15 protein-coding genes, 1 tRNA gene and 4 pseudogenes are annotated in these 23,330 nt (G+C 35.4%); 5 read left to right on the top strand and 15 right to left on the bottom strand.

Going from position 1 to position 23,330, the window contains the following annotated elements; all coding sequences use genetic code 11:
* Window positions 1–99: 99 nt before the first annotated feature.
* A pseudogene (locus tag OOK85_RS06235) lies at window positions 100–943 on the top strand (integrase core domain-containing protein).
* 142 nt (window positions 944–1,085) lie between these two features.
* Here the strand turns inward: OOK85_RS06235 and dapA are convergent.
* From dapA to OOK85_RS06190, 9 genes and pseudogenes are all read right to left on the bottom strand, one after another.
* Window positions 1,086–2,057, bottom strand: a complete 972-nt coding sequence (gene dapA, locus OOK85_RS06230) for a 4-hydroxy-tetrahydrodipicolinate synthase (protein WP_264702803.1) — start codon at window positions 2,055–2,057, stop codon at window positions 1,086–1,088.
* Between the two features lie 9 nt (window positions 2,058–2,066).
* A complete protein-coding gene (gene ssb, locus OOK85_RS06225) occupies window positions 2,067–2,549 on the bottom strand; it encodes a single-stranded DNA-binding protein (RefSeq protein ID WP_064125083.1) in 483 nt (160 codons plus the stop codon).
* Between the two features lie 67 nt (window positions 2,550–2,616).
* Window positions 2,617–2,690, bottom strand: a tRNA-Arg gene (locus tag OOK85_RS06220).
* A 142-nt stretch (window positions 2,691–2,832) separates the two neighbouring features.
* The gene (locus OOK85_RS06215; protein ID WP_264704215.1) at window positions 2,833–3,648 is read right to left on the bottom strand and encodes a hypothetical protein; all 816 of its coding nucleotides are present in this window, start codon (window positions 3,646–3,648) and stop codon (window positions 2,833–2,835) included.
* 4 nt (window positions 3,649–3,652) lie between these two features.
* Window positions 3,653–4,261, bottom strand: coding sequence for a hypothetical protein (locus OOK85_RS06210; protein ID WP_065094800.1), 609 nt, complete (start codon window positions 4,259–4,261; stop codon window positions 3,653–3,655).
* Between the two features lie 4 nt (window positions 4,262–4,265).
* The gene (locus OOK85_RS06205) at window positions 4,266–5,705 is read right to left on the bottom strand and encodes a hypothetical protein (RefSeq protein WP_015589193.1); all 1,440 of its coding nucleotides are present in this window, start codon (window positions 5,703–5,705) and stop codon (window positions 4,266–4,268) included.
* A 42-nt stretch (window positions 5,706–5,747) separates the two neighbouring features.
* On the bottom strand, window positions 5,748–6,500 hold the full coding sequence (locus tag OOK85_RS06200; RefSeq protein WP_264702259.1) for an IS5 family transposase: 753 nt from the start codon (window positions 6,498–6,500) through the stop codon (window positions 5,748–5,750).
* Between the two features lie 419 nt (window positions 6,501–6,919).
* Window positions 6,920–8,665, bottom strand: coding sequence for a type I secretion system permease/ATPase (locus OOK85_RS06195; protein WP_264702797.1), 1,746 nt, complete (start codon window positions 8,663–8,665; stop codon window positions 6,920–6,922).
* 348 nt (window positions 8,666–9,013) lie between these two features.
* Window positions 9,014–9,748 (bottom strand): annotated as a pseudogene (locus OOK85_RS06190) (transposase); the annotation flags it as partial.
* A gap of 10 nt (window positions 9,749–9,758) precedes the next feature.
* Here OOK85_RS06190 and OOK85_RS06185 point away from each other — a divergent pair.
* Window positions 9,759–10,511, top strand: a complete 753-nt coding sequence (locus tag OOK85_RS06185) for an IS5 family transposase (protein WP_264702789.1) — start codon at window positions 9,759–9,761, stop codon at window positions 10,509–10,511.
* Window positions 10,512–10,514: 3 nt separating this feature from the next.
* Here the strand turns inward: OOK85_RS06185 and OOK85_RS06180 are convergent.
* Window positions 10,515–10,814 (bottom strand): annotated as a pseudogene (locus tag OOK85_RS06180) (IS110 family transposase); the annotation flags it as partial.
* A gap of 840 nt (window positions 10,815–11,654) precedes the next feature.
* Between OOK85_RS06180 and OOK85_RS06175 the strand changes: the two are divergent.
* Entirely contained in the window at window positions 11,655–12,605 is a 951-nt protein-coding gene (locus OOK85_RS06175) for an IS481 family transposase (RefSeq protein WP_264702795.1), read from the top strand.
* Between the two features lie 2 nt (window positions 12,606–12,607).
* Here OOK85_RS06175 and coaE read toward each other — a convergent pair whose 3' ends face one another.
* Entirely contained in the window at window positions 12,608–13,195 is a 588-nt protein-coding gene (gene coaE / locus OOK85_RS06170; protein ID WP_264702793.1) for a dephospho-CoA kinase, read from the bottom strand.
* A 352-nt stretch (window positions 13,196–13,547) separates the two neighbouring features.
* On the opposite strand from coaE, the gene OOK85_RS06165 reads away from it, so the two are divergent.
* The gene (locus OOK85_RS06165) at window positions 13,548–14,300 is read left to right on the top strand and encodes an IS5 family transposase (protein WP_264702164.1); all 753 of its coding nucleotides are present in this window, start codon (window positions 13,548–13,550) and stop codon (window positions 14,298–14,300) included.
* A 786-nt stretch (window positions 14,301–15,086) separates the two neighbouring features.
* Here the strand turns inward: OOK85_RS06165 and OOK85_RS06160 are convergent.
* A complete protein-coding gene (locus OOK85_RS06160) occupies window positions 15,087–16,265 on the bottom strand; it encodes a ribonuclease D (protein ID WP_264702791.1) in 1,179 nt (392 codons plus the stop codon).
* A 248-nt stretch (window positions 16,266–16,513) separates the two neighbouring features.
* Here OOK85_RS06160 and OOK85_RS06155 point away from each other — a divergent pair, with 248 nt between their 5' ends.
* Window positions 16,514–17,266: an IS5 family transposase gene (locus tag OOK85_RS06155; RefSeq protein WP_264702789.1), complete on the top strand. Its 753-nt coding sequence runs from the start codon at window positions 16,514–16,516 to the stop codon at window positions 17,264–17,266.
* Between the two features lie 712 nt (window positions 17,267–17,978).
* Here OOK85_RS06155 and mutS read toward each other — a convergent pair.
* The 3 genes and pseudogenes from mutS to OOK85_RS06140 all read right to left on the bottom strand — a co-directional run bounded on the left by mutS (window position 17,979) and on the right by OOK85_RS06140 (window position 23,258).
* Entirely contained in the window at window positions 17,979–20,474 is a 2,496-nt protein-coding gene (gene mutS / locus OOK85_RS06150; RefSeq protein WP_264702787.1) for a DNA mismatch repair protein MutS, read from the bottom strand.
* 486 nt (window positions 20,475–20,960) lie between these two features.
* Entirely contained in the window at window positions 20,961–21,794 is an 834-nt protein-coding gene (locus OOK85_RS06145) for an ankyrin repeat domain-containing protein (RefSeq protein ID WP_264702785.1), read from the bottom strand.
* 514 nt (window positions 21,795–22,308) lie between these two features.
* Window positions 22,309–23,258 (bottom strand): annotated as a pseudogene (locus OOK85_RS06140) (IS481 family transposase).
* Window positions 23,259–23,330: the final 72 nt, after the last annotated feature.

Genomic DNA, 23,330 nt, shown 5'->3' with positions numbered 1-23,330 from the left:
GTTATTATCAGAAGATATGAATACTACCTCTAGGTGTACAGTCCCAGAGTGTGATGGTATGATAAAATATGAGAAAAAAATACCATCAAAGGAGGAGTTATGGGACAAATATTACATGGGTGCGCCAAAACAACACAGACGATTCGTAGAGCAATACAAAATAGAAAAGAGAGCGTAGCAAAACTCTCCAAGCATTATAACCTTAATCCAAAAACTATTATTAAGTGGAGAAAACGTTCATTTACGAAAGATGCTGATATGGGTCCAAAGCGTCCAAGATCGACTGTTTTAACGCTAGAAGAGGAAGCTATAATAGTTACATTTCGCAAGTATACACTACTGCCACTAGATGATTGCCTTTACGCTCTGCAGTCTACAATTCCGCATTTGACTCGCTCTAGCTTGCATCGTTGTTTACAAAGACACAACATTAGCAGATTACCAACTGTTGATGGAGAAGTTAAGTCAAAAAAGAAATTCAAACAATATCCTATCGGTTACTTTCATATTGATATTGCTGAAGTTAGAACTGAGGAGGGCAAATTACATTTGTTTGTTGCTATTGATAGGACATCCAAATTTACCTATGTTGAGTTGCGTAACAGTGCTACAACATATATTTGATAGAGTTTGCGAAGAGAATGTTATTGAACATCGTTTGACAAAAGTTAGCCATCCTTGGACGAATGGGCAAGTCGAGCGTATGAATAAAACTTTAAAGGATGCTACAGTTAAGAAGTATTACTATCAATCGCACCAGCAACTTAAAGAACACCTTTATAACTTTGTTATGGCTTATAATTATGCAAAGAGACTCAAAACTCTTAAGGGTCTTACTCCTTATGAATTTATATGTTATCAGTGGACACAGTCTCCAGAATTATTTATACTAAATCCACACCATCACACTCTGGGACCATACACCTACATGAATTTATCGTAAATTACTACCGCATAAGGTGCGATGCAACAAAGCCATCCCAGTGTCAAGCACTGCCGTCATAAAGGAACCAGTGTCAGCTACCTTCATGACGTCGTTTACTATGTGATATCGTACCATATTGCAGTGTTCGTACAGTTGTGGGTCAAGCCATAGGATGACAACAATGATTAACTTTCTCCAAATTTAGAATTATTTCGGTTGCTTTTTTTATCTCATCAACAGACGGCAAGTCTTCTGTGCTGAGCGGTAGGCGGACAGTTTGATGTTCTATAAGACCAATATCATGCAAAAGTGCTTTAGTAGGTATTGGGTTGCTGGCAGTAAATAACGCTTCGCAAGCCTGTTGCCAGATATCTGTTGAACTTTTCATGTCATTTCCTGTCATTTGAACAGGTTTCCTTCTGGATTCCAGCGTCACGCGCTGGAATGACAGTGAAGAGAGTTCGTCGTTCAGACATTGCTTAACGTATTCATGCGCTATGCGTGGCCAAACATTGGCAGCAACGGAAACCAGGCCAGCCGCACCATAAGCGGCCATATCAGATATCATATTATCATCTCCGCAAAAGACCTCAATATTTGGTGCAACTTTCTTATACTGAGTTAAAGTATCAACAGTGCCACTTGAATCTTTGATAGCCCAAAATTTTTCGTGACTGGATAAGTTGCGTACAGTTTCAGCGTGAAGACTCACTCCTGCTCTCGATGGAATATTGTAAAACATAGCCGGCACATGTGCTTTTTCAAGTAGCTTTTCAAACCATAAAGTCTGCCCCATAATTCCGGGCTTTGCATAAATGGGAGTTGTCATTAGATAGCCGTGAATAGGCATACCCTTGCAAAAATCAAGCCATTCAAGAGTCTGATATAGATTCACTCCTGGTACGCCAATTATAATTTTCGTATTTAATTTTAGCTTACATACGAATTCAACTAATGTACGCTTTTCAGAATCAGTAAGCGATAGGCTCTCACCTGTGCTACCTAGCAACACTACGCCATTTTCAGCTTTAACTTGCATTGTCAGTAAACGCTGCAAACTGCTATAATCTATGCTATCCCCATTGCAATTAAAAGGAGTAACACAAGCAGTCCATAAAAATGTAGATTTCAATTTAAATTGTTAAAATGGTATTTCATCGTCGAGTAGTTCATCTTTTATATCGTTGTCAAAACTTTCGTGTTTATCTTTTTGTTCTGTTTCACCTTGTTTGTATTCACTTGGCTTGTAATCAGGATTTGGCGCACTATTTCGTGAATCCAAGAGAGTAAGAGCGCTATTAAAATTATATAGAACCACCTCTGTTGTGTATCTTTCACTACCGTTTTGGTCAGTCCATTTTCTAGTTCTCAAAGAACCTTCAACATAAACTTTACTGCCTTTACGTGCAAAATCTTTGACGATTTTTACTAATCCTTCACTAAAAATTACGATATTATGCCACTCTGTCTTTTCAGAGCGCATACCGGAAAGTTTGTCAGTCCAACTTTCAGATGTGGCTATTGAAAAACTTGCCATTTCTTTTCCATTTTGTGTAGTCCTAATTTCAGGATCTTTTCCTAAATTACCAACTAGTATGACTTTGTTTATGGTACCACCAGACATAATTATGTTCTAAATAAATCCCTTTATTATCTTATATGAAAGTACTATTGTCAAATTTTATTAAAAGTGCGCTTGGAGGGATTTGAACCCACGGCCTTTGCCTCCGGAGGGCAATGCTCTATCCAACTGAGCTACAAGCGCATGTATAGCTACCCACCTGCGGTATCTCTAGATCCCGCTAACACGTAGCGGACCGTCATACCGCCGCGGTATCTCATCAGCTAACAAGCAGCGGGATGACGATTTTTCAAATTGTCGTAAGTCACTTTGGCCATATACTAAATTATTTAATAGATAAGCTATCCAAGTCAAATTTTTGTTTTGGATAAAGCGTAAACATAATACTCCCATATCCAAAATATACATTTTGAGAATCATTCGCATGCTTTTTTATTGCTTTTTGATCTACGGTCCATACAAAAGTTACATAATTTTCAGTGACTGAGTGCACTTTTAAATCCTTAGTGTTTATAAACAACTTTCCATTTACCCATATTTTCCATGTATCGGGAGAAAGATATAAAATTGAGTCTAAACTCACTACCTTACCGTTGAAATTATCTGATACCTCCTCTTTTGCAGCTCTTGAAGATCGTAAATTGAACTTTTCCATTTCATTGACCATTCTATTAACTGGCTCTTCATCAAAAAAAATGCTTTTTACGTTACTATATTGTGACAAAACGTCAAAGTCACTTTCCACTGCTTCTCTTATTATATCGTCCCGATCTGTATAGCTTAGTTTTTGATTGTTGATAAAGAAACACTCTTTTGCACGCAAATTTGCTATATCAATAAAATCATCAATTTCTTGATTGCCAACTTTAAGAATACTTTCAAAATATCTTTTTTCTATCATCATTCCATACTGAGAATGATGACAAACCATTTCATCATCACCTTGTTTTTCTATATATACGCATAAATTTCCACTATTTAATCCTAATATTTTATGCTCAATAAAATCTTCATTGCCAATATATTGTCGGCAAGAATACTCCTTACAAATTGCTATGCTTTCTATGATATCTTCACAACTGCAATATGCATTAACATTGGAAATGAGTAGCGTAAAAATAAAAAACAGCTTTATGTTCATCACCTTATCTACTTAATATAGTATACCAATCAAAGACTATATTAGCTCTCACTATCTCTATCATATTACCATTCAAAATCTGATTCATAGTTGCAGCATCAATATTTCTCTGCTTATTTAAAATAAGAGATTTGATCATAACATAACCGGGCAGATTTGGAATAGACTGTAGAAATAAAAAAATATGCTTATCGCTGATTGAGCTTAAATTTAGGACCACTTCACTTTTTATTACTTTTGTGCGTTCACTTTTGTTGTGGAGCTCAACTTCTTCGGGTATAGAAATTGATATTTCAGGTTCTAATATATAGTACTTTTTATATAACTTGCTAAGCTCGAAATTTAAATTTGCAATGTATCTGCTACTGTGTAAATTTGAAGAAGAAATTTTTTTCCATAAATCTAGGTTTTTATTTAGAACAACTTCCTTTTTTTGAATTCCAGTAATCTGTAAATTAATAGAACGTATTTTATCAATCGCAATTTGGTTTTTATTATAAATCTTTTCGTTATAGATAACAACATATGTTAATAACCCTATTAATCCAACAGATAATAACAAATACGATATAAACTGAATTGTAGCTTTTCTTTTTAATTGAGAGATAGTCATTAATCTACATTGCCTCTCCTATTTCAACATCAATAGATAGATTTTGCTCTTTGGCAGCAGGTAAGCTAGAAATATTAATGTCATAGGTACGAAAATTATCGTTTAAATTTTTTCGTAGTTTCTCGTATTGATGAGAAATATTTTTACCGGATTGAAAATTAAACTTTAAAGTTGTGGTAATATAACTTTTTGCCTCATTATAATTCCATTCAAATGATCGAAGCTCTATACCTGGTATTTTTAACTTTTCTACATACTTAACTTGTGTAAGAGGAGAGTATTCTATTTTTGATAAAATATTATTGATATTAATAAAATCATAAATTTCATCTATTTTTTTTACATTATAGCTTTGGCTAAGTTTTGTTAATTGGTTATTTAAGGTGTTCTGCTTTGCTGATAAATTATCAGCGACATTAAAATTTGAATACAAATTTAGCAAACAAAGGGTGTTTGTTATAACTAAAACCAGGGCGAAGTATAGAAAAATTCGAGGAGAGTTTAAATAAAGGTAATTGAATAGATAAAATTCTTTAGTTTCCTTTGTATTAAAAATAGCTGCTAATTTATTCTTAAAGCTATGAAACAAAATTATGGTATCGCAAAAGTTATCTTTTTCACTTATAGCTAGTTCTGCTCCTAATAGTTTGCCTAACTCATATGGAGTTAATATGTTCACACTGTTCTCTGAAAAATTTATGACTGATAAACTAGCTTTAATATCTTCTGACACTATGATACAAAGGTCGATAGGGTTATTTTTTTCAAACCCAAACTTAGTTAAGGATCGAATAGTATCTTGCACTTCCTGATATATTCCACCAGCGATAATTCCTGGTAAATTATCATTAGTAAATGATGTTAAACGCGTAAATACCATTTTATTCTCTTTAAGAACCACTTGTCTATAGCCTCCCGTTTTAGTTGCAGCAACTATAATTTTCCAATTATTAGGATCTTTATGTAGAATCTTTTTTGTTATATTACTTATTTCTATAGGAAACATTAATATTCCCTTAAAGTTGGAGCCTATCTCAATAAACACATTCAACCAATATTCTACTAAATGCTTTGCTTTTGATGAAACAAGAAGATAGCACCAGTTTTGATTGAATTTGTTTGGCTTCTCAACCAAAAAAACTGAACTTATGTCATTATTACGAGAAAAATGCTCCATCTTTGTTTTTGCTGATAGATAGGCACTAATCTTGTTTGCCCTTGTAATAAACTGTAGCGAGTAATTTTGATCTGCATGATTAAGCACCAGGTATAAAGGTGCTTTTTTATCTGACGAAAGACATGAAATTAAATCGGAAACTGCTTTATCGTTTTTGCCCTTAACAAAATACCTTTTATTTAAAGTATTATTTTTAAAATATAGTAACATTATGCCTTCTTCTCCAATAGAAAGCATAAACTTACTTTTGGATTTTGAACTAAACATATTAACAAAGCATATACTTATCTAGGCTCTGTGGACAAAATTTTAGAGAAGCCATACAAGAGCTCCAACAAAATTGAGAAAACCCATAAAAACCTCAGCAGTTTTATCAAATCTGGAAAAAATGCGCCTAAAATTTTTAATTTTACCAAAAAAACACTCAATCAAATGACGTTCTTTGTAGATATGCTCATCGTAATACCTTTGCACTTTTCGATTCCGTTTTGGCGGAATAACTACTGTACATCCCTTGTCTTCAAGACTTGTAACAAAGGCATTGCTATCGTAGCCCTTGTCAGCTACTACAGTAGAGTTATAGATACTTTCGGTCAACACTTGTGCCTGCGTAATTTCATTTCTTTGACCAGGAGTCAGAGTAAATTTAAGTGGATTTCCAAGTGCATCGACAAGCGCATGTATTTTAGTTGTAAAGCCACCTTTGCTCCTCCCTAAAGCTTCTTGATCCTTGGAGTTTTTTGTATATCCAGATGAACATGGATGGGCTCGGATGATCGTACCGTCGATTATAGCAACTTCTAAATCAGGCTCTTGTTTAGTATATTCAAGCAATTTTTTCCAGACATCTCTTTCACACCATCTTTTAAATCGCTTATGTATACTCCTGTAATTACCATAAGTTTTTGGTAAAAGTCTCCATTGGCAACCACTTCGCACTATGTACCACACTGCCTCTATGAATATTCTTAAACGTTTTTCATCTTTGCTGTGCATTCCTTTTACGCTTTTTATGAACTCTAAAATTTGTTTCCAATTTTCCTCTTTGATGTAATATTGCATATGGTAGTTTCTCCATTTTTTACCTATTAGGCTAAACTACCATCTTTTTCTCTCTTTTCATATTTTTTGTCCACAGAGCCTAGAATTAAAAAGGCAATTTATTGAAATTCATTAAACGTTAGAGGGAAATATTGTTATAAATTTTCGCAGCAACATTATTTATATTATAATTTTTTTATAAAATTACCACTAATATTAAGTTATTTAGATAACAAATTAAGAAAATTCATTAAGAAGAATTTGTTGTTTTTCAAATTGTAGGTAAACCTAAGCCACTTTAGCTATATCTGCCGATTGACTTTAATTAATAAGAGTTATTAATCTATTTACTATTCTTGTAATATTATTTCTAATGGTAAAGAAATATATATTTTTCTGGAACAGTTGTTATTTCAGATACAGAATTTATTGTAAGTAAACTAACCATTTGCTGAAGAGCTCTCATCTTCTGTGGTACTTGATGATGGAGCAACTAATTTGCTCAAAATCTCATCTTTTGGGCCCATAGCGTAAATAACACCATCTGACATGAGGATCACCTTATCAACTACGGACAATAACGGTAGCTTGTGAGTGATGATAACAGTAGTAGTATTTTGCTTTCTTGCAATGCCAATTGCATTAATTAAGCATGCCTCTCCATTGCTATCTAAGTTAGCGTTTGGTTCATCAAGTACTAAAAGTTTTGTGTGACCATAAAAAGCTCTGGCAAGTCCAAGAAGCTGTTTTTGGCCGCCAGAGAGCGTTACTCCTCCAAGACCTCCTATTGTTGTATCATATCCATTTGGTAAGCTTAGTATTAGTTCATGTATTCCTGCAATTTTTGCTGCTTTGATTATTTCTTCAGGATTTGGATCTGGTCTCATGCGAGCAATATTAGCTTTGATACTAGTGTTAAATAACTCAATATCTTGAGGTAAGTAGCCAACATAATTACCAAAATTTTCTCGATTCCAAGTATATACATCAGCGCCATCTAGTCTGACTACACCAGATATTGGCTTCCATACACCAACAGTTAATTTTGCGATAGTGGATTTACCAGAAGCACTTGCACCAATCACACCTACTACGTCCCCTGGTTCTATAATAAATGATATTCCTTTTACTGTTGGCTTATTGCTTCCATAAGGAGTAAAAAATACTCTATCAAATTCCAATTTTCCTTCAGGTTCTGGTAGAGCCATCGTTTGCTCTCTTTTTGGCGATGTTAATATAAGTCTTTGTAGCCTTCCATATGACATTCTAGCCTGATTTAAAAACTTCCAAGTATGAACCGCAGCGTCAAATGGTGCTAACACTCTACCCATTAAAATTGAAGCAGCGATGATGCTACCAGCAGTTTTATGAGCTGTAATTGCAAGTAATGCACCTGTTCCAATTACTGATATTTGCAGAGTTGAGCGCAAAAACTTAGTGATTCCAGTAATTACATTAGAGCGATTTTGTGCTTTAATTTGCATTGCTCGATTCTGATCATTTCGTTTACACCAATCAGAGACTATGAATTCTGACATGCCCATAGCTTCAACTACTTCTGCATTTCTTGTTGCAACATCTATAGCATTGATATTCCGTATAGTTTCTTCGTTGGTTTCTTGTAATATTCGTTTAGTGGCAAGTTCATTCCATATTGCCATAGAGACTAATATAATAATTCCAGCAATAGCTATAAACCCCGTGGAGGTGTGTATCATGAAAATCACAACAAGGTAAATTAACGACCATGGAGTATCAAACAGTGAGAATATACCATTTCCTGTAATGAAATTTTTTATTACCCCGAGATCTCGTATTGCTTCACCACTTGAAGTTGAGCTCTGCACTGACGTTAGCCTGATTGACCTTACTATCAGATCTGGTGTTGCAGTTTTATCGATCCAATCACCTATTTTTGCCATGGCTAAATATCGACAAGTTTCAAGCATTGCAGAACATGCAAATGCAGATAAAGTGATAATTGTCAGCATAGTTAATGTTGACACACTTTCGCTTGATATCACCCGATCAAGCACTTGAGAGGTATAAAGTGGTAGGAATAACATTAATAAATTGATTCCCGCACTAAACCAAAAGATGAACCAAAATGCACTTTTGCATTTTTCTAGACAAATATATAGAGTACTTTGCTTCAATTCTTTTTTTATTGATGGCGTAATTTCCACAATCTTCCTCTTAATTTGATTATATGCACCATATACAATTTTTATTACAAAAATATTAATAACGGTAGTTAGCTTACTTTAAGTGAGTAAAATATTAATATATGTGAATAGGAAATATAAACAATGGTAAAAAGAAGTATAGTTGATATCAACTATGTTTTTTAAAAATTTTTTTATTTGTGTAATTTTGCAAATTATATGGGCAATAAAAACCCGTTTGTCATAGAAATAGAATTTTATATCAAACAGCTACCACAGCAATTTCTGCTTAAGCTAATGAATATGTGCTTTAAGTCTGTGTGGACGCACATATTCATTAGCCGATTTCAGTTACCGTTGTGAAGATTTTTAAGTATGCAAATTAATTGCTTCTTTAAGTCTTGTATTAGCAATTACTATAATTTTAAGCATTAGGGCTGTTATAGCCACCATCTTCTTCTTACCACTTTCAACAAGCTTAGAATAAAAGGCGCCAAGTATAGATTTTGACCTTGTAGCAGCCATAGCGGCTGTAAAGAGCTTTGAACGAACGTTACTTCTACCACCTGTAATCCTTCGGTAACCAACAGCTTTACCACTTTCTTTTGGATGCGGTGCAACTCCGGCAAGACTTGCTACTTCTTTTCTGTTTAAGTAACCAAGCTCTGGCATTAAACACAAAAAATCTTGTGATAACTTTTTACCTATTCCAGGAACTGTTTTAAGAATTTTTTGGCGTTGTTGTAATTCGCGGCTTTCATCAATAATCTTTTGTATAGTATCATTGAGTTCGTTTATTTGACTATCGAAAAACTCAATGGTCTTTTGACAGCTTTCTTTTATATGATCATTTTCCGGTGCTTCAAGTCTGCATTTTTCTTGAGTTCTCATTTGCGTAATATCATCACGACGTTGACAAAGTGCAGCCAAAGTTGATTGTTCTGTAGAGGTAGGTACAAATAGAGAGATAGTTCTATGGCGTTCAAATCCATATTGAGCAAGAGCTCTTGCATCTGATCTATCAGACTTTGCTAGGCTCTGTGGACAAAAAATATGAAAAGAGAGAAAAAGATGGTAGTTTAGCCTAATAGGTAAAAAATGGAGAAACTACCATATGCAATATTACATCAAAGAGGAAAATTGGAAACAAATTTTAGAGTTCATAAAAAGCGTAAAAGGAATGCACAGCAAAGATGAAAAACGTTTAAGAATATTCATAGAGGCAGTGTGGTACATAGTGCGAAGTGGTTGCCAATGGAGACTTTTACCAAAAACTTATGGTAATTACAGGAGTATACATAAGCGATTTAAAAGATGGTGTGAAAGAGATGTCTGGAAAAAATTGCTTGAATATACTAAACAAGAGCCTGATTTAGAAGTTGCTATAATCGACGGTACGATCATCCGAGGCCATCCATGTTCATCTGGATATACAAAAAACTCCAAGGATCAAGAAGCTTTAGGGAGGAGCAAAGGTGGCTTTACAACTAAAATACATGCGATTGTCGATGCACTTGGAAATCCACTTAAATTTACTCTGACTCCTGGTCAAAGAAATGAAATTACGCAGGCACAAGTGTTGACCGAAAGTATCTATAACTCTACTGTAGTAGCTGACAAGGGCTACGATAGCAATGCCTTTGTTACAAGTCTTGAAGACAAGGGATGTACAGTAGTTATTCCGCCAAAACGGAATCGAAAAGTGCAAAGGTATTACGATGAGCATATCTACAAAGAACGTCATTTGATTGAGTGTTTTTTTGGTAAAATTAAAAATTTTAGGCGCATTTTTTCCAGATTTGATAAAACTGCTGAGGTTTTTATGGGTTTTCTCAATTTTGTTGGAGCTCTTGTATGGCTTCTCTAAAATTTTGTCCACAGAGCCTAAAGTTCCGTGAGATAAAATAAAGCTTTTTACTTTACGAGTATTAGCTCGATGCACGGCAATATTTTTGTCGGTAAGAAAATGTGATAAGCCAAGCTCATATTTCCCTGTATTTTCTAAAGTCACTAAAGCATTAGGTAGAATATCTGAAAACTCTTGAAATAATTGTTGCCAACCAGAAGCATTATTATCAAATTCGACAGCATTCTTCTGTTTGTGAATTGCAACGACATTTTTAAATTTTCCGATGTCAATGCCAATAAAATTTTGATAAGATGTAACCATAATAAACCTCGATAGTTTTAGTTAATTTAAGATTGTAAACGGGTGCATATATATGTCCCAAGCAACTATTCAAACGTATCGAGAGATAGGGCTAGCGTACCTTGATACCAACGGTTGTAATACCAATTTCCTTTCGGTCGCGCACGCCCGTGATAGCCCTATTCCTAGTGAGCAGGGTTATCTTTCTCTCTTATCTCTTTTATATCACGTTTTTAACTTACAACTCCTACATATAATTTGTAATAGGGAAACGCTTCAGCTTGGAACGGTTGATAGTACAATCTCCTAACCGAGGTAGTCTAAATGACTCCATCAATGATTTGACCGTTCCTTCCAAAACCATCCTTGCATACGGGCACTTAGGCACCATTGAAAATGTCGGTCATAACTGCAAAGGCGCTCCCTGTACAACTATACTTGAAAACTACTAAAAACTTAAATTTGTGTGTTTCTTTCTGATTTGACAGATTTCGTCTGTTCGATGCTTGTATCATTAAAGCTTCTATAGCTACTCACGCTGTTGTAGTTTGAGAGCAGTTCCCACCGGAAGGGTGTCATTCCAGTGCTTGACACTGGAATCCAGTTTTTGATCAAAAATGTTGCTATAGTGCACAATCAATTTTCCTGGATCCCAGTGTCTGGGCACTGGGATGACACCATAGGGGGCTACTTGGATGACAGGGGAGGGAGGCTGCTGGGATGACAGCTACCCTGACAACCGTTATCCCGCTGCTTGTTAGCGGGATCTAGAGATACCGCGGCGGTATGACGTAGGTGTACAGTCCCAGAGTGTGATGGTATGATAAAATATGAGAAAAAAATACCATCAAAGGAGGAGTTATGGGACAAATATTACATGGGTGCGCCAAAACAACACAGACGATTCGTAGAGCAATACAAAATAGAAAAGAGAGCATAGCAAAACTCTCCAAGCATTATAACCTTAATCCAAAAACTATTATTAAGTGGAGAAAACGTTCATTTACGAAAGATGCTGATATGGGTCCAAAGCGTCCAAGATCGACTGTTTTAACGCTAGAAGAGGAAGCTATAATAGTTACATTTCGCAAGTATACACTACTGCCACTAGATGATTGCCTTTACGCTCTGCAGTCTACAATTCCGCATTTGACTCGCTCTAGCTTGTATCGTTGTTTACAAAGACACAACATTAGCAGATTACCAACTGTTGATGGAGAAGTTAAGTCAAAAAAGAAATTCAAACAATATCCTATCGGTTACTTTCATATTGATATTGCTGAAGTTAGAACTGAGGAGGGCAAATTACATTTGTTTGTTGCTATTGATAGGACATCCAAATTTACCTATGTTGAGTTGCGTAACAGTGCTACAAAACCCATAGCTGCTGAGTTCTTACGTAATTTGATTAGAATTTTACCGTATAAAATCCATACTATTTTGACAGATAACGGTATACAATTTACAAACCAGAAGCGTCATAAGTATGCTTTCCAACATATATTTGATAGAGTTTGCGAAGAGAATGTTATTGAACATCGTTTGACAAAAGTTAGCCATCCTTGGACGAATGGGCAAGTCGAGCGTATGAATAAAACTTTAAAGGATGCTACAGTTAAGAAGTATTACTATCAATCGCACCAGCAACTTAAAGAACACCTTTATAACTTTGTTATGGCTTATAATTATGCAAAGAGACTCAAAACTCTTAAGGGTCTTACTCCTTATGAATTTATATGTTATCAGTGGACACAGTCTCCAGAATTATTTATACTAAATCCACACCATCACACTCTGGGACCATACACCTAGAGCTACGTGTTTAGGTTTAATGAATCCACTATATCTTTTACTTGAGAAAAAACATACTCTTTGCTTACACTGGTATCGATAATAAAGTCACTCATCTTCCTTTTCTCCTCAATAGATAACTGAACATCGGAGATTAGATTAAGCTTTTCTTTATCTATGTTGCGTTCGTTAAGTCTTTGAGCTTGCACAACGCTATCTGCATGAACAAAAACAATAAGGTCGCAATATAAATAAAATTTTGTTTCTAATAGAAGTGGCACATCTAAAACTAAAAGTTTTCTATCGATCTTTTTTTCCTTGGCAATAAAAAATTCTAATTCACGCAGCACAGCAGAGTGAACCAAAGATTGAAATTGTTTCCAATTTTCATCGTAGGCTAAGAAATATTTAGACAGTACTGTTCTATCTATTTCACCATTTACTACCACTCCAGGAAAATTTTTCTCTGCATAACTTATTATGTTTTTATCCACTTTATAAAGTTGGTGTACAACAGAATCAGCATCAAATACAACAGCACCAAACTCTTGAAAGCAATTAGCTACAAAGCTCTTTCCTACCCCAATTCCGCCTGTTAGACTTATAATCATATAACAAAATACATTCGACTTCTTTTGAAACTATAGCTAAGGTTTCTCTATATATATTAACTAGATTTTCTAGATCCCAGTGTCAAGCACAGTTATCTAAGTGGAGAAAGTCACCTCTCCCCACTCGACTTCAAAACCGGACTTGTGACTTTCACCACATCCGGCTTCTCTCTAACTTGGTGTTTGTCATACATACTTCTCCATGTAATTAACATTTCAAAGCTTGGTAAATTTGTTTTTATAGCTTAAATACAGCATTCTCTATATTACTAGGCTCTGTGGACAAAAAATATGAAAAGAGAGAAAAAGATGGTAGTTTAGCCTAATAGGTAAAAAATGGAGAAACTACCATATGCAATATTACATCAAAGAGGAAAATTGGAAACAAATTTTAGAGTTCATAAAAAGCGTAAAAGGAATGCACAGCAAAGATGAAAAACGTTTAAGAATATTCATAGAGGCAGTGTGGTACATAGTGCGAAGTGGTTGCCAATGGAGACTTTTACCAAAAACTTATGGTAATTACAGGAGTATACATAAGCGATTTAAAAGATGGTGTGAAAGAGATGTCTGGAAAAAATTGCTTGAATATACTAAACAAGAGCCTGATTTAGAAGTTGCTATAATCGACGGTACGATCATCCGAGGCCATCCATGTTCATCTGGATATACAAAAAACTCCAAGGATCAAGAAGCTTTAGGGAGGAGCAAAGGTGGCTTTACAACTAAAATACATGCGCTTGTCGATGCACTTGGAAATCCACTTAAATTTACTCTGACTCCTGGTCAAAGAAATGAAATTACGCAGGCACAAGTGTTGACCGAAAGTATCTATAACTCTACTGTAGTAGCTGACAAGGGCTACGATAGCAATGCCTTTGTTACAAGTCTTGAAGACAAGGGATGTACAGTAGTTATTCCGCCAAAACGGAATCGAAAAGTGCAAAGGTATTACGATGAGCATATCTACAAAGAACGTCATTTGATTGAGTGTTTTTTTGGTAAAATTAAAAATTTTAGGCGCATTTTTTCCAGATTTGATAAAACTGCTGAGGTTTTTATGGGTTTTCTCAATTTTGTTGGAGCTCTTGTATGGCTTCTCTAAAATTTTGTCCACAGAGCCTAGAGAAGTCGTATTCATTCATACCTAACACTTAATGTTGGCTCATAACATATTAACCACTACTCACAACTTTACCTTCCAAATTACAGTGTCCACGTCAGCATATCCTAAACATTACTTTAGGCCTTGGCTTCTTAGACAATCCCTCATTATAGGTGCATACGGGTGGCTCCCTGCTTAAAGAATAAGAGCATCTATAATGTTACTCCGTTCCATGAAATTGTTTCATGTTAGACTTAGGTTCCAACTTTTTGCCGGGAGATGGGAAACATCTTAATCAGACCAGTCAAGTTCTAATTATCCACTTTCTCCGTACCTTTTGGTCTATGCGTTAACCAACCTTATTTCGCATATCGTTCGTTACGACAATTCAGGCATTGGTTCCTCTCGTAACCATATCTAACTCTGTTTGCAGGGATTCACTATAAGGTTTAGTGTTACCTGCTTTTATCTCATGCTTGCATCCTAGAGGTTGCCACTCTCTAAAATGTGAGACATACATTATCCCCGATGTCTAGGGAAGATGGAATTTAACCATCACAAAATCACGACTTTCGGGTCGCACTAACTATACGAACATTGCAATTTGTAGGTGGTGTCATCCCAGTCTGGAATCTAGCTTTTATGTTGTATAGTGCACAATCAATTTTCCTGGATCCAAGTAGTCAGGGCACTGGGATGACACCCTACTTAACCGTCATACCGCCGCGGTATCTCTTAGCCACTAACACGTAGCGGGATGACGATTGTCGATAAATCTAAGTTACTTTAGCAACAGTTATTCTCCACTAAATTACTCTGAATTTTGGTTATATTATTTGCGGATTTCACTGCTGAAATCTCAAATTTTGAGCTTGTGTTCAAAAATGATTCAACTGACCTGCCAAAAAAATCATATCTCCATCCCTTGAATAATTTATCTGTCTGTCCAGATATTGACCCGGTTAACTCATCTTTTGAAGAAACTAATTTCCTTGATATGTTACTTTCTTTACATTTACTATCTAAAATAATTGAGAGTATATCAAGTACAGATTTGTCATAATTACTCGATAAGGTGTTGTTTTGCTGCATCCAATTTCTCTCATTTTCATTAAAAATATTCACAAACTCTAGTAAATCCGCATCTTTTATATTTTTTGTATTCCTCTTGAGATCATCTAAAATCTCATCAACATGCTCTACATTTTTTTCAATAAAATCAGCTATTACAGCATTATTGATTATTTTATTACGGTTCATATTATAGCGCTGTGCTAAGGTTTCTTGCCACTCACTAACTGCTTTAACAGTTAGTATCAATCTTGGATTTACTCCATAATTAAATTTAATCCTCTTCCATGCATCTTTTGGGCTATGTAAATACTTATTTATATCAACTATTGATTCCATCTCTTCTTGAAACCAACCCATCCTATTATTTTCTTCAAGTTTATTGCACAATATTTGGTATAGGTCATATAGGTGTACCACGTCGTTTACTGCATAATCTAACTGATCTTCGGACAACGGACGCCTTAACCAATCTGAATTTTTAGCTTTAATTTTATCCAGTGCTATTCCTTGATATTGCTCCACTACTTTTGAGTAACCAATAAAGTCATGATAATAATGACAAAACATAGCAGCAACTTGGGTATCAAAAATGGGAGTGGGAATACATTTAAACACAGTGAGTAAGGATTCTATATCCTGCCGGCAGCTATGAAACACTTTGGTTATCCCCTGATTTAGCATTATTTTCTTAATGAATGATAAATCAATTTCTGGCACTAATGCGTCTACAATAAAACTCTTCTCTCCGTAAGAAATTTGAATTAACGATAATTTTGGGTAGTAGATTAAATTATTTCTAATGAACTCCGTGTCAACTGCTATAAATTTTGGCTTTTTTGCTATCAACCCCTCACATATGTCCTCCAGCTCCGACGTTGTATTAATTAACATATGTTTTTTATTCAGTGGTTCTACTTTACCACTTATATTAAATTTTTGCAATTAATGACTTCTTGCAGAACTTTCTATCACTCATTGGCATCACACAAATAGCCTTTTCCATCCCAATCCCAGTGCTTCCTTCTCCTGTCATCCCAGTGCCCTGACTACTTGGATCTAGGCTCTGTGGACAAAAAATATGAAAAGAGAGAAAAAGATGGTAGTTTAGCCTAATAGGTAAAAAATGGAGAAACTACCATATGCAATATTACATCAAAGAGGAAAATTGGAAACAAATTTTAGAGTTCATAAAAAGCGTAAAAGGAATGCACAGCAAAGATGAAAAACGTTTAAGAATATTCATAGAGGCAGTGTGGTACATAGTGCGAAGTGGTTGCCAATGGAGACTTTTACCAAAAACTTATGGTAATTACAGGAGTATACATAAGCGATTTAAAAGATGGTGTGAAAGAGATGTCTGGAAAAAATTGCTTGAATATACTAAACAAGAGCCTGATTTAGAAGTTGCTATAATCGACGGTACGATCATCCGAGGCCATCCATGTTCATCTGGATATACAAAAAACTCCAAGGATCAAGAAGCTTTAGGGAGGAGCAAAGGTGGCTTTACAACTAAAATACATGCGATTGTCGATGCACTTGGAAATCCACTTAAATTTACTCTGACTCCTGGTCAAAGAAATGAAATTACGCAGGCACAAGTGTTGACCGAAAGTATCTATAACTCTACTGTAGTAGCTGACAAGGGCTACGATAGCAATGCCTTTGTTACAAGTCTTGAAGACAAGGGATGTACAGTAGTTATTCCGCCAAAACGGAATCGAAAAGTGCAAAGGTATTACGATGAGCATATCTACAAAGAACGTCATTTGATTGAGTGTTTTTTTGGTAAAATTAAAAATTTTAGGCGCATTTTTTCCAGATTTGATAAAACTGCTGAGGTTTTTATGGGTTTTCTCAATTTTGTTGGAGCTCTTGTATGGCTTCTCTAAAATTTTGTCCACAGAGCCTAGCAAGCTTTGCTTGCAAATAAGTCTAATACGCGTCGCGTTTTATGCCAAAACACAATTGGAGTTACATGCAAAATAGATCCCAGACTGGGATGACAGCAGTCCTACGTCATACCGCCGCGGTATCTCTAGATCCCGCTAACAAGTAGCGGGATGACGATTGTCGTTTAGCTATAAATATTAAGAAATTTACCAAATAAAAAAAAAGGCAAAAGAAGCCCTGGGGTTATTATCCGCTTTAAAATATTGGCGTTTTTTATGTTTTAAACGCTTGACAAGCAAGATTAAGCTGCTTTTAATTGCAACTAACTTACGCTGCAAATGTTTAAGAAGTTTACTAAGCAGAAAAAAAGACAAAGAATCCCCGAGTTAGCTAGTCTTTTACTATCTCTGTCGAGTATTGGCATTTTTTGATGTCTTGTAACGCTTTATAAGCGCGTTCAGCTTATTTAGATAAAAATCTAGATGTAGATGAAGTTTTGTAAAGACATACAGTATCTATATACTGCAAAAAATTAAACATAAGACGCCGATACATTAAGTAATCCTTACCTTTTAATCTGCAGATTGGCGAAAGCAAATACAATAGCTTCACTATCATGATAAGGGCGCTGGCGAAGGGTGTCAAGTAAGTTTTTCGTTTCTATAGCTACTACCACGATTGTATAGGTAATTCTTCACTTATAATAATGATTCAAGCCTTCAGCTCCTCAAACACTTCACTTGCTCTATTTAAAACAGAATCAGGAAAACCAGCAAGTTTTGCTACATGTATTCCATATGACTCATCTGCAATGCCTTCAATTACTTCATGTAGAAAAATAACCTCTCCGTTCCACTCTCTTATTTTTACACAAAAACATTTCACGTTCTTCAAGTATTTGCTTACTTTAGTTAATTCATGATAATGAGTTGCAAAAATGGCGCGGCACTTATTTACATTGTGAATATGTTCAATCACTGCCTGTGCAATAGATAATCCATCATACACCCCTGTGCCCCTACCAATTTCATCAAGTATCACCAAGGAACGGTCCGTTGCCTGATTTACTATCGTTGCTGTTTCGATCATCTCTACCATGAAGGTAGAATAACCAGCTGTTATATTATCCGTTGCGCCAACCCTGCTGAATATCTTGTCAATCACTCCAATATGTGCACTCTCTGCTGGCACAAATGACCCCATGTGAGCTAAAATTGCAATGAGAGCGTTTTGCCTCAAGAAAGTGCTTTTTCCAGCCATATTAGGACCAGTAATTAGATGTATACCAGCTAAATTGATGCTATTTGCAATGAATTTATCGTTAACTTCAACCACTGGATGTCTTCCGCTACAGATATTGAACTCTTTGCTGTTATCAATAATGGGTTTTACGTAATTATTTTGCACTGCAAGCTCTGCAAATGCGGTTCTAATATCAAGTTTTGCCAAAGCATTTGCAGCAAGAGCAATTTTTTCAGATTCTTTAGCGACTTCACTACACAGTTCACTAAAAATTTTCATTTCTAAGCCGATTGCAGCATCACGTGCCGTAAGAATTTTATTTTCTAGTTCTTTCAATTCATTAGTAGTGTAGCGCATGCTATTTGCTAAGCTTTGCCTATGAATAAATATATCCGAAGTTATTTTGTGATTTGCCGACACTTCAACGTAATAACCAAGTATGTTGTTGTGTAATATTTTGAGTGCGGCAATGCCAGTTAGGTCGCGATAAGATTCACGGAGTTTGGTTATTAGTTTATTACTATTATTTAATATGTAGGATAACTCAGATAATTCTGAGTTGTATTTTGAGTGAATAAATCCTCCTTCTTTCACGGAACTGAGGTTATTATCGAGTATAGCACTATTTAACAGTTCAAATAGGTCTTTATCATTGCCAAGGCTTTTATGTATTGTGCTTAGTTCACTCTCGTCTGATTTTACTGTCATTCCAGCGCGTGACGCTGGCTGGATCTCAGTTTGGATGACATATTGTTGGGGGAGAGATCCATTTTCACCTGATTCAATTTTACATAAGAACTCAGACAATTCTAAAGTCTTTCCTAGGCCTATTTTCAATAGGTTCATATCCTTTGGTGAACCACGCCCTAGTATTAAGCGCGATAAAGACCTTTCAATATCCGGAATGTTAGATAATATCTCTCGTATTTTTCTGCGTGGCTCATGATTATTTACAAAAAATTGAGCGGTGCTGAGCCTCAAATTGATTGCCTTGGAGCAAGCAAGGGGTGAAGCGAGCATTTGTTTGAGCAGGCGTCCACCAGAAGCTGTAACTGTATGATCAATAACTGAAATTAGTGAACCTTTCTTTTCACCAAATTGAGTTGAAAACAACTCAAGATTTCTCCTTGCTGAAGCATCAATAAGCATGAAATTTTGTTGCTTATAGGTTTTTGGGAATTCAAGCCTTGGAATGGAGCCCCTTTGTGTTACTCTGACATATTCAAGCAGTGCACCACACGCCATGATTTCTACTTTGCTGAAATTTCCTATACTCCCAAGTTCCCTGATTTTATAAAACTCGCATAATGTTCTGTGAGATTTACTATACTCAAAAAAGCTCTGTGCGTGTTGCGTAATTGATATTTTATAATTTTTTAAAATCGATCTAATTTTTTCGTCCTCAGTGAATTTTTCAGAAATTAATAATTCTCTTGGTGATATACGCAATAAATCACTATCTAGAGCTTTCAAACTCGTTAAAGTGTGAAAAAATTTTCCCGTCGATAATTCAAGCCAACTAATAGCATATTCGTCATTTTGTTCAACTATGGACGCGAGATAATTATTGCTTTTATCCTCCAGTAGTGAATCTTCTATAATTGTACCTGGAGTTACAACTCGCACTACATCACGTTTTACTATGGATTTATAGCCCCTCTTTTTTGCTTCATCAGCAGTTTCTAATTGGTCACAGATTGCTACTTTGAATCCTAAATCTATTAGCTTGTGTAGGTAAGATTCACTACTGTGTGCTGGCACTCCACACATTGGTATGTCCTGCCCACACGAATTACCTCTCTTGGTTAGCACTATATTCAGCAATTTCGCAGCTTTAATAGCATCATCGAAAAACAATTCATAAAAATCTCCTAGCCTATAAAATAGCAGATGATCCTTGTATTGAGCTTTCAGGTTCAAATACTGCTCCATCACAGGGGTGTTTTTTTCTTTCACGAAGCTCATAATATTTTTTAATATATTGTATTGATAAACGTTATTATAGATTATATTGCACATGTGGATAACATAAATTTTAAATAGGTGTATAGAGGGAAAAATTTAAAACAATTAAATTTCTTGGATCCAAGTAGTCAGGACACTTGGATGACATAAAGAGTAGGAGTATTTGATGACAAAAAAACAAAAAACGCAGTTGTCATTCCAGCGCGTGACGCTGGAATCCAGCTTCTATGCAACCTCATCAAAAACATTCATTTAGTGTAAGATCAGCTACTTTCCATGCTAGTTTGCTTGTTCACAAGCAAACTTTTCTGGATCCCAGTGTCAAGCACTGGGATGACATCATAGGGGCGCTGGGATGACACCCTCCTTGTGTGTATTATAGCTAAAGTGACTTACGACAATTTGAAAAACGACACATTCGTCATTCCGCTACTAGTTAGCGGAATCTATACCGCGAATGAATCGCGGTATGACGTGTTGCTTGGGTCAGCTATATGTAAGTTGTGGCCCTTCTTTATTATTTTTATTAGCGGCAGTTGTATCATCAACAGATATTTCAGAGCTAACAGTGCTAATAGTTTTTTCTATCGCTTTAGCCTGTTCATAGTCTTGACTCAAAAAATACATGGCCAGCCCAACAGCTATACTAGCAACAAGAACAGATGCTATCATTACACCTAGTATCATACCACTAGAAAGACTTACTGCAACATACACACCAGCTCCAAGTACAACACCAAGAAAACCACCAATCATTATGCCAGGCACCAAACTGCCTACCATAGCGCTTTCTTTTTTCGTATTAGCTTGTTTTTTCATACTTTTAATAAGCACTTCTTTTGTTTTTCCTTGAGCTAAATCTGAAGGAATTTTATTATCCGCGTTTTGTATCAAAGGATTTGCACTATATGTAACAAGAAGGGTGGTTATTTCTTCAGTTTTATTACCTATAACTGCATGATGTAGTAATGTATTTCCCTCTTCATCTTTAAAGTTTATATGAGTACGAAATTCTTCATCTAGATTTCTTATTGGGTTGTTTTTTGCATATATCCTAGATTGTATTGCTCCATCTAAGTATTGTATTACTTGTTCTAGTGATTGCTCGCCAGGATTTTGTATAAAATGAAGCAGAATTTCGTGTACTATCGCTTCCTTTGTAGTTTTTGGGCATCGTAAAGCACATGCAAATGTGTCTTTATTAATAGTTATTTCTTTGTTTTGTTTAAGGAAATCTTTTAACTTTCTAACTCTATTTATACTGTTATTTTCGCTAGTAATTATCGATTGTAAAGTTTTTCTGTTATTGTCACCAGTCATGCTATCCTCCTTGGTTTGATTGCATTGCTCATTAATAAATAATATAATAAATCCTGCTAAAAGTCAAGCAATTGATTAATAAGTTAATATAATCCTCCAAAAGGAGCTCCTTACTTTTTGTTCAGCATGTCCATTGGATCAGACTCTTTAAGCTTGCTGTTTGCTGAATTTATTCATCACAATAGCTACAATGTGCTATCGAAGTTCTCTGTAATCTTAGTTGGTTCTTCTAGAATATTCAAAATATCAGTTGCACAATAAAACCGATCTCTCTTTCCTTGAGAAGTTTGTGAAACGATGCCTAAATCTTCAAGCTTTACGATTGCTCTTTGGGCTGTTGTAAATACGACACCTAAGTTTTCAACCACTTTCCTTATAGTAAAGTAAGGGTTTAAAGACTATTAACTAAATCATTGTCCCATTCAAATTTTGGTGGCAAGGGGCTTGGTATAAATGCCTGATAACCAGCGAATACTTTGCCTGATGGTGATCCTTTAATATACATTAATTCAACCTAGGTGTATGGTCCCAGAGTGTGATGGTGTGGATTTAGTATAAATAATTCTGGAGACTGTGTCCACTGATAACATATAAATTCATAAGGAGTAAGACCCTTAAGAGTTTTGAGTCTCTTTGCATAATTATAAGCCATAACAAAGTTATAAAGGTGTTCTTTAAGTTGCTGGTGCGATTGATAGTAATACTTCTTAACTGTAGCATCCTTTAAAGTTTTATTCATACGCTCGACTTGCCCATTCGTCCAAGGATGGCTAACTTTTGTCAAACGATGTTCAATAACATTCTCTTCGCAAACTCTATCAAATATATGTTGGAAAGCATACTTATGACGCTTCTGGTTTGTAAATTGTATACCGTTATCTGTCAAAATAGTATGGATTTTATACGGTAAAATTCTAATCAAATTACGTAAGAACTCAGCAGCTATGGGTTTTGTAGCACTGTTACGCAACTCAACATAGGTAAATTTGGATGTCCTATCAATAGCAACAAACAAATGTAATTTGCCCTCCTCAGTTCTAACTTCAGCAATATCAATATGAAAGTAACCGATAGGATATTGTTTGAATTTCTTTTTTGACTTAACTTCTCCATCAACAGTTGGTAATCTGCTAATGTTGTGTCTTTGTAAACAACGATGCAAGCTAGAGCGAGTCAAATGCGGAATTGTAGACTGCAGAGCGTAAAGGCAATCATCTAGTGGCAGTAGTGTATACTTGCGAAATGTAACATTATAGCTTCCTCTTCTAGCGTTAAAACAGTCGATCTTGGACGCTTTGGACCCATATCAGCATCTTTCGTAAATGAACGTTTTCTCCACTTAATAATAGTTTTTGGATTAAGGTTATAATGCTTGGAGAGTTTTGCTATGCTCTCTTTTCTATTTTGTATTGCTCTACGAATCGTCTGTGTTGTTTTGGCGCACCCATGTAATATTTGTCCCATAACTCCTCCTTTGATGGTATTTTTTTCTCATATTTTATCATACCATCACACTCTGGGACTGTACACCAGGCT

Source organism: Wolbachia endosymbiont (group A) of Volucella inflata, from assembly GCF_947250665.1.
GTDB classification, from domain to species: Bacteria; Pseudomonadota; Alphaproteobacteria; order Rickettsiales; family Anaplasmataceae; genus Wolbachia; species Wolbachia pipientis.
This window is presented reverse-complemented; position numbering and strand designations above follow the sequence as displayed.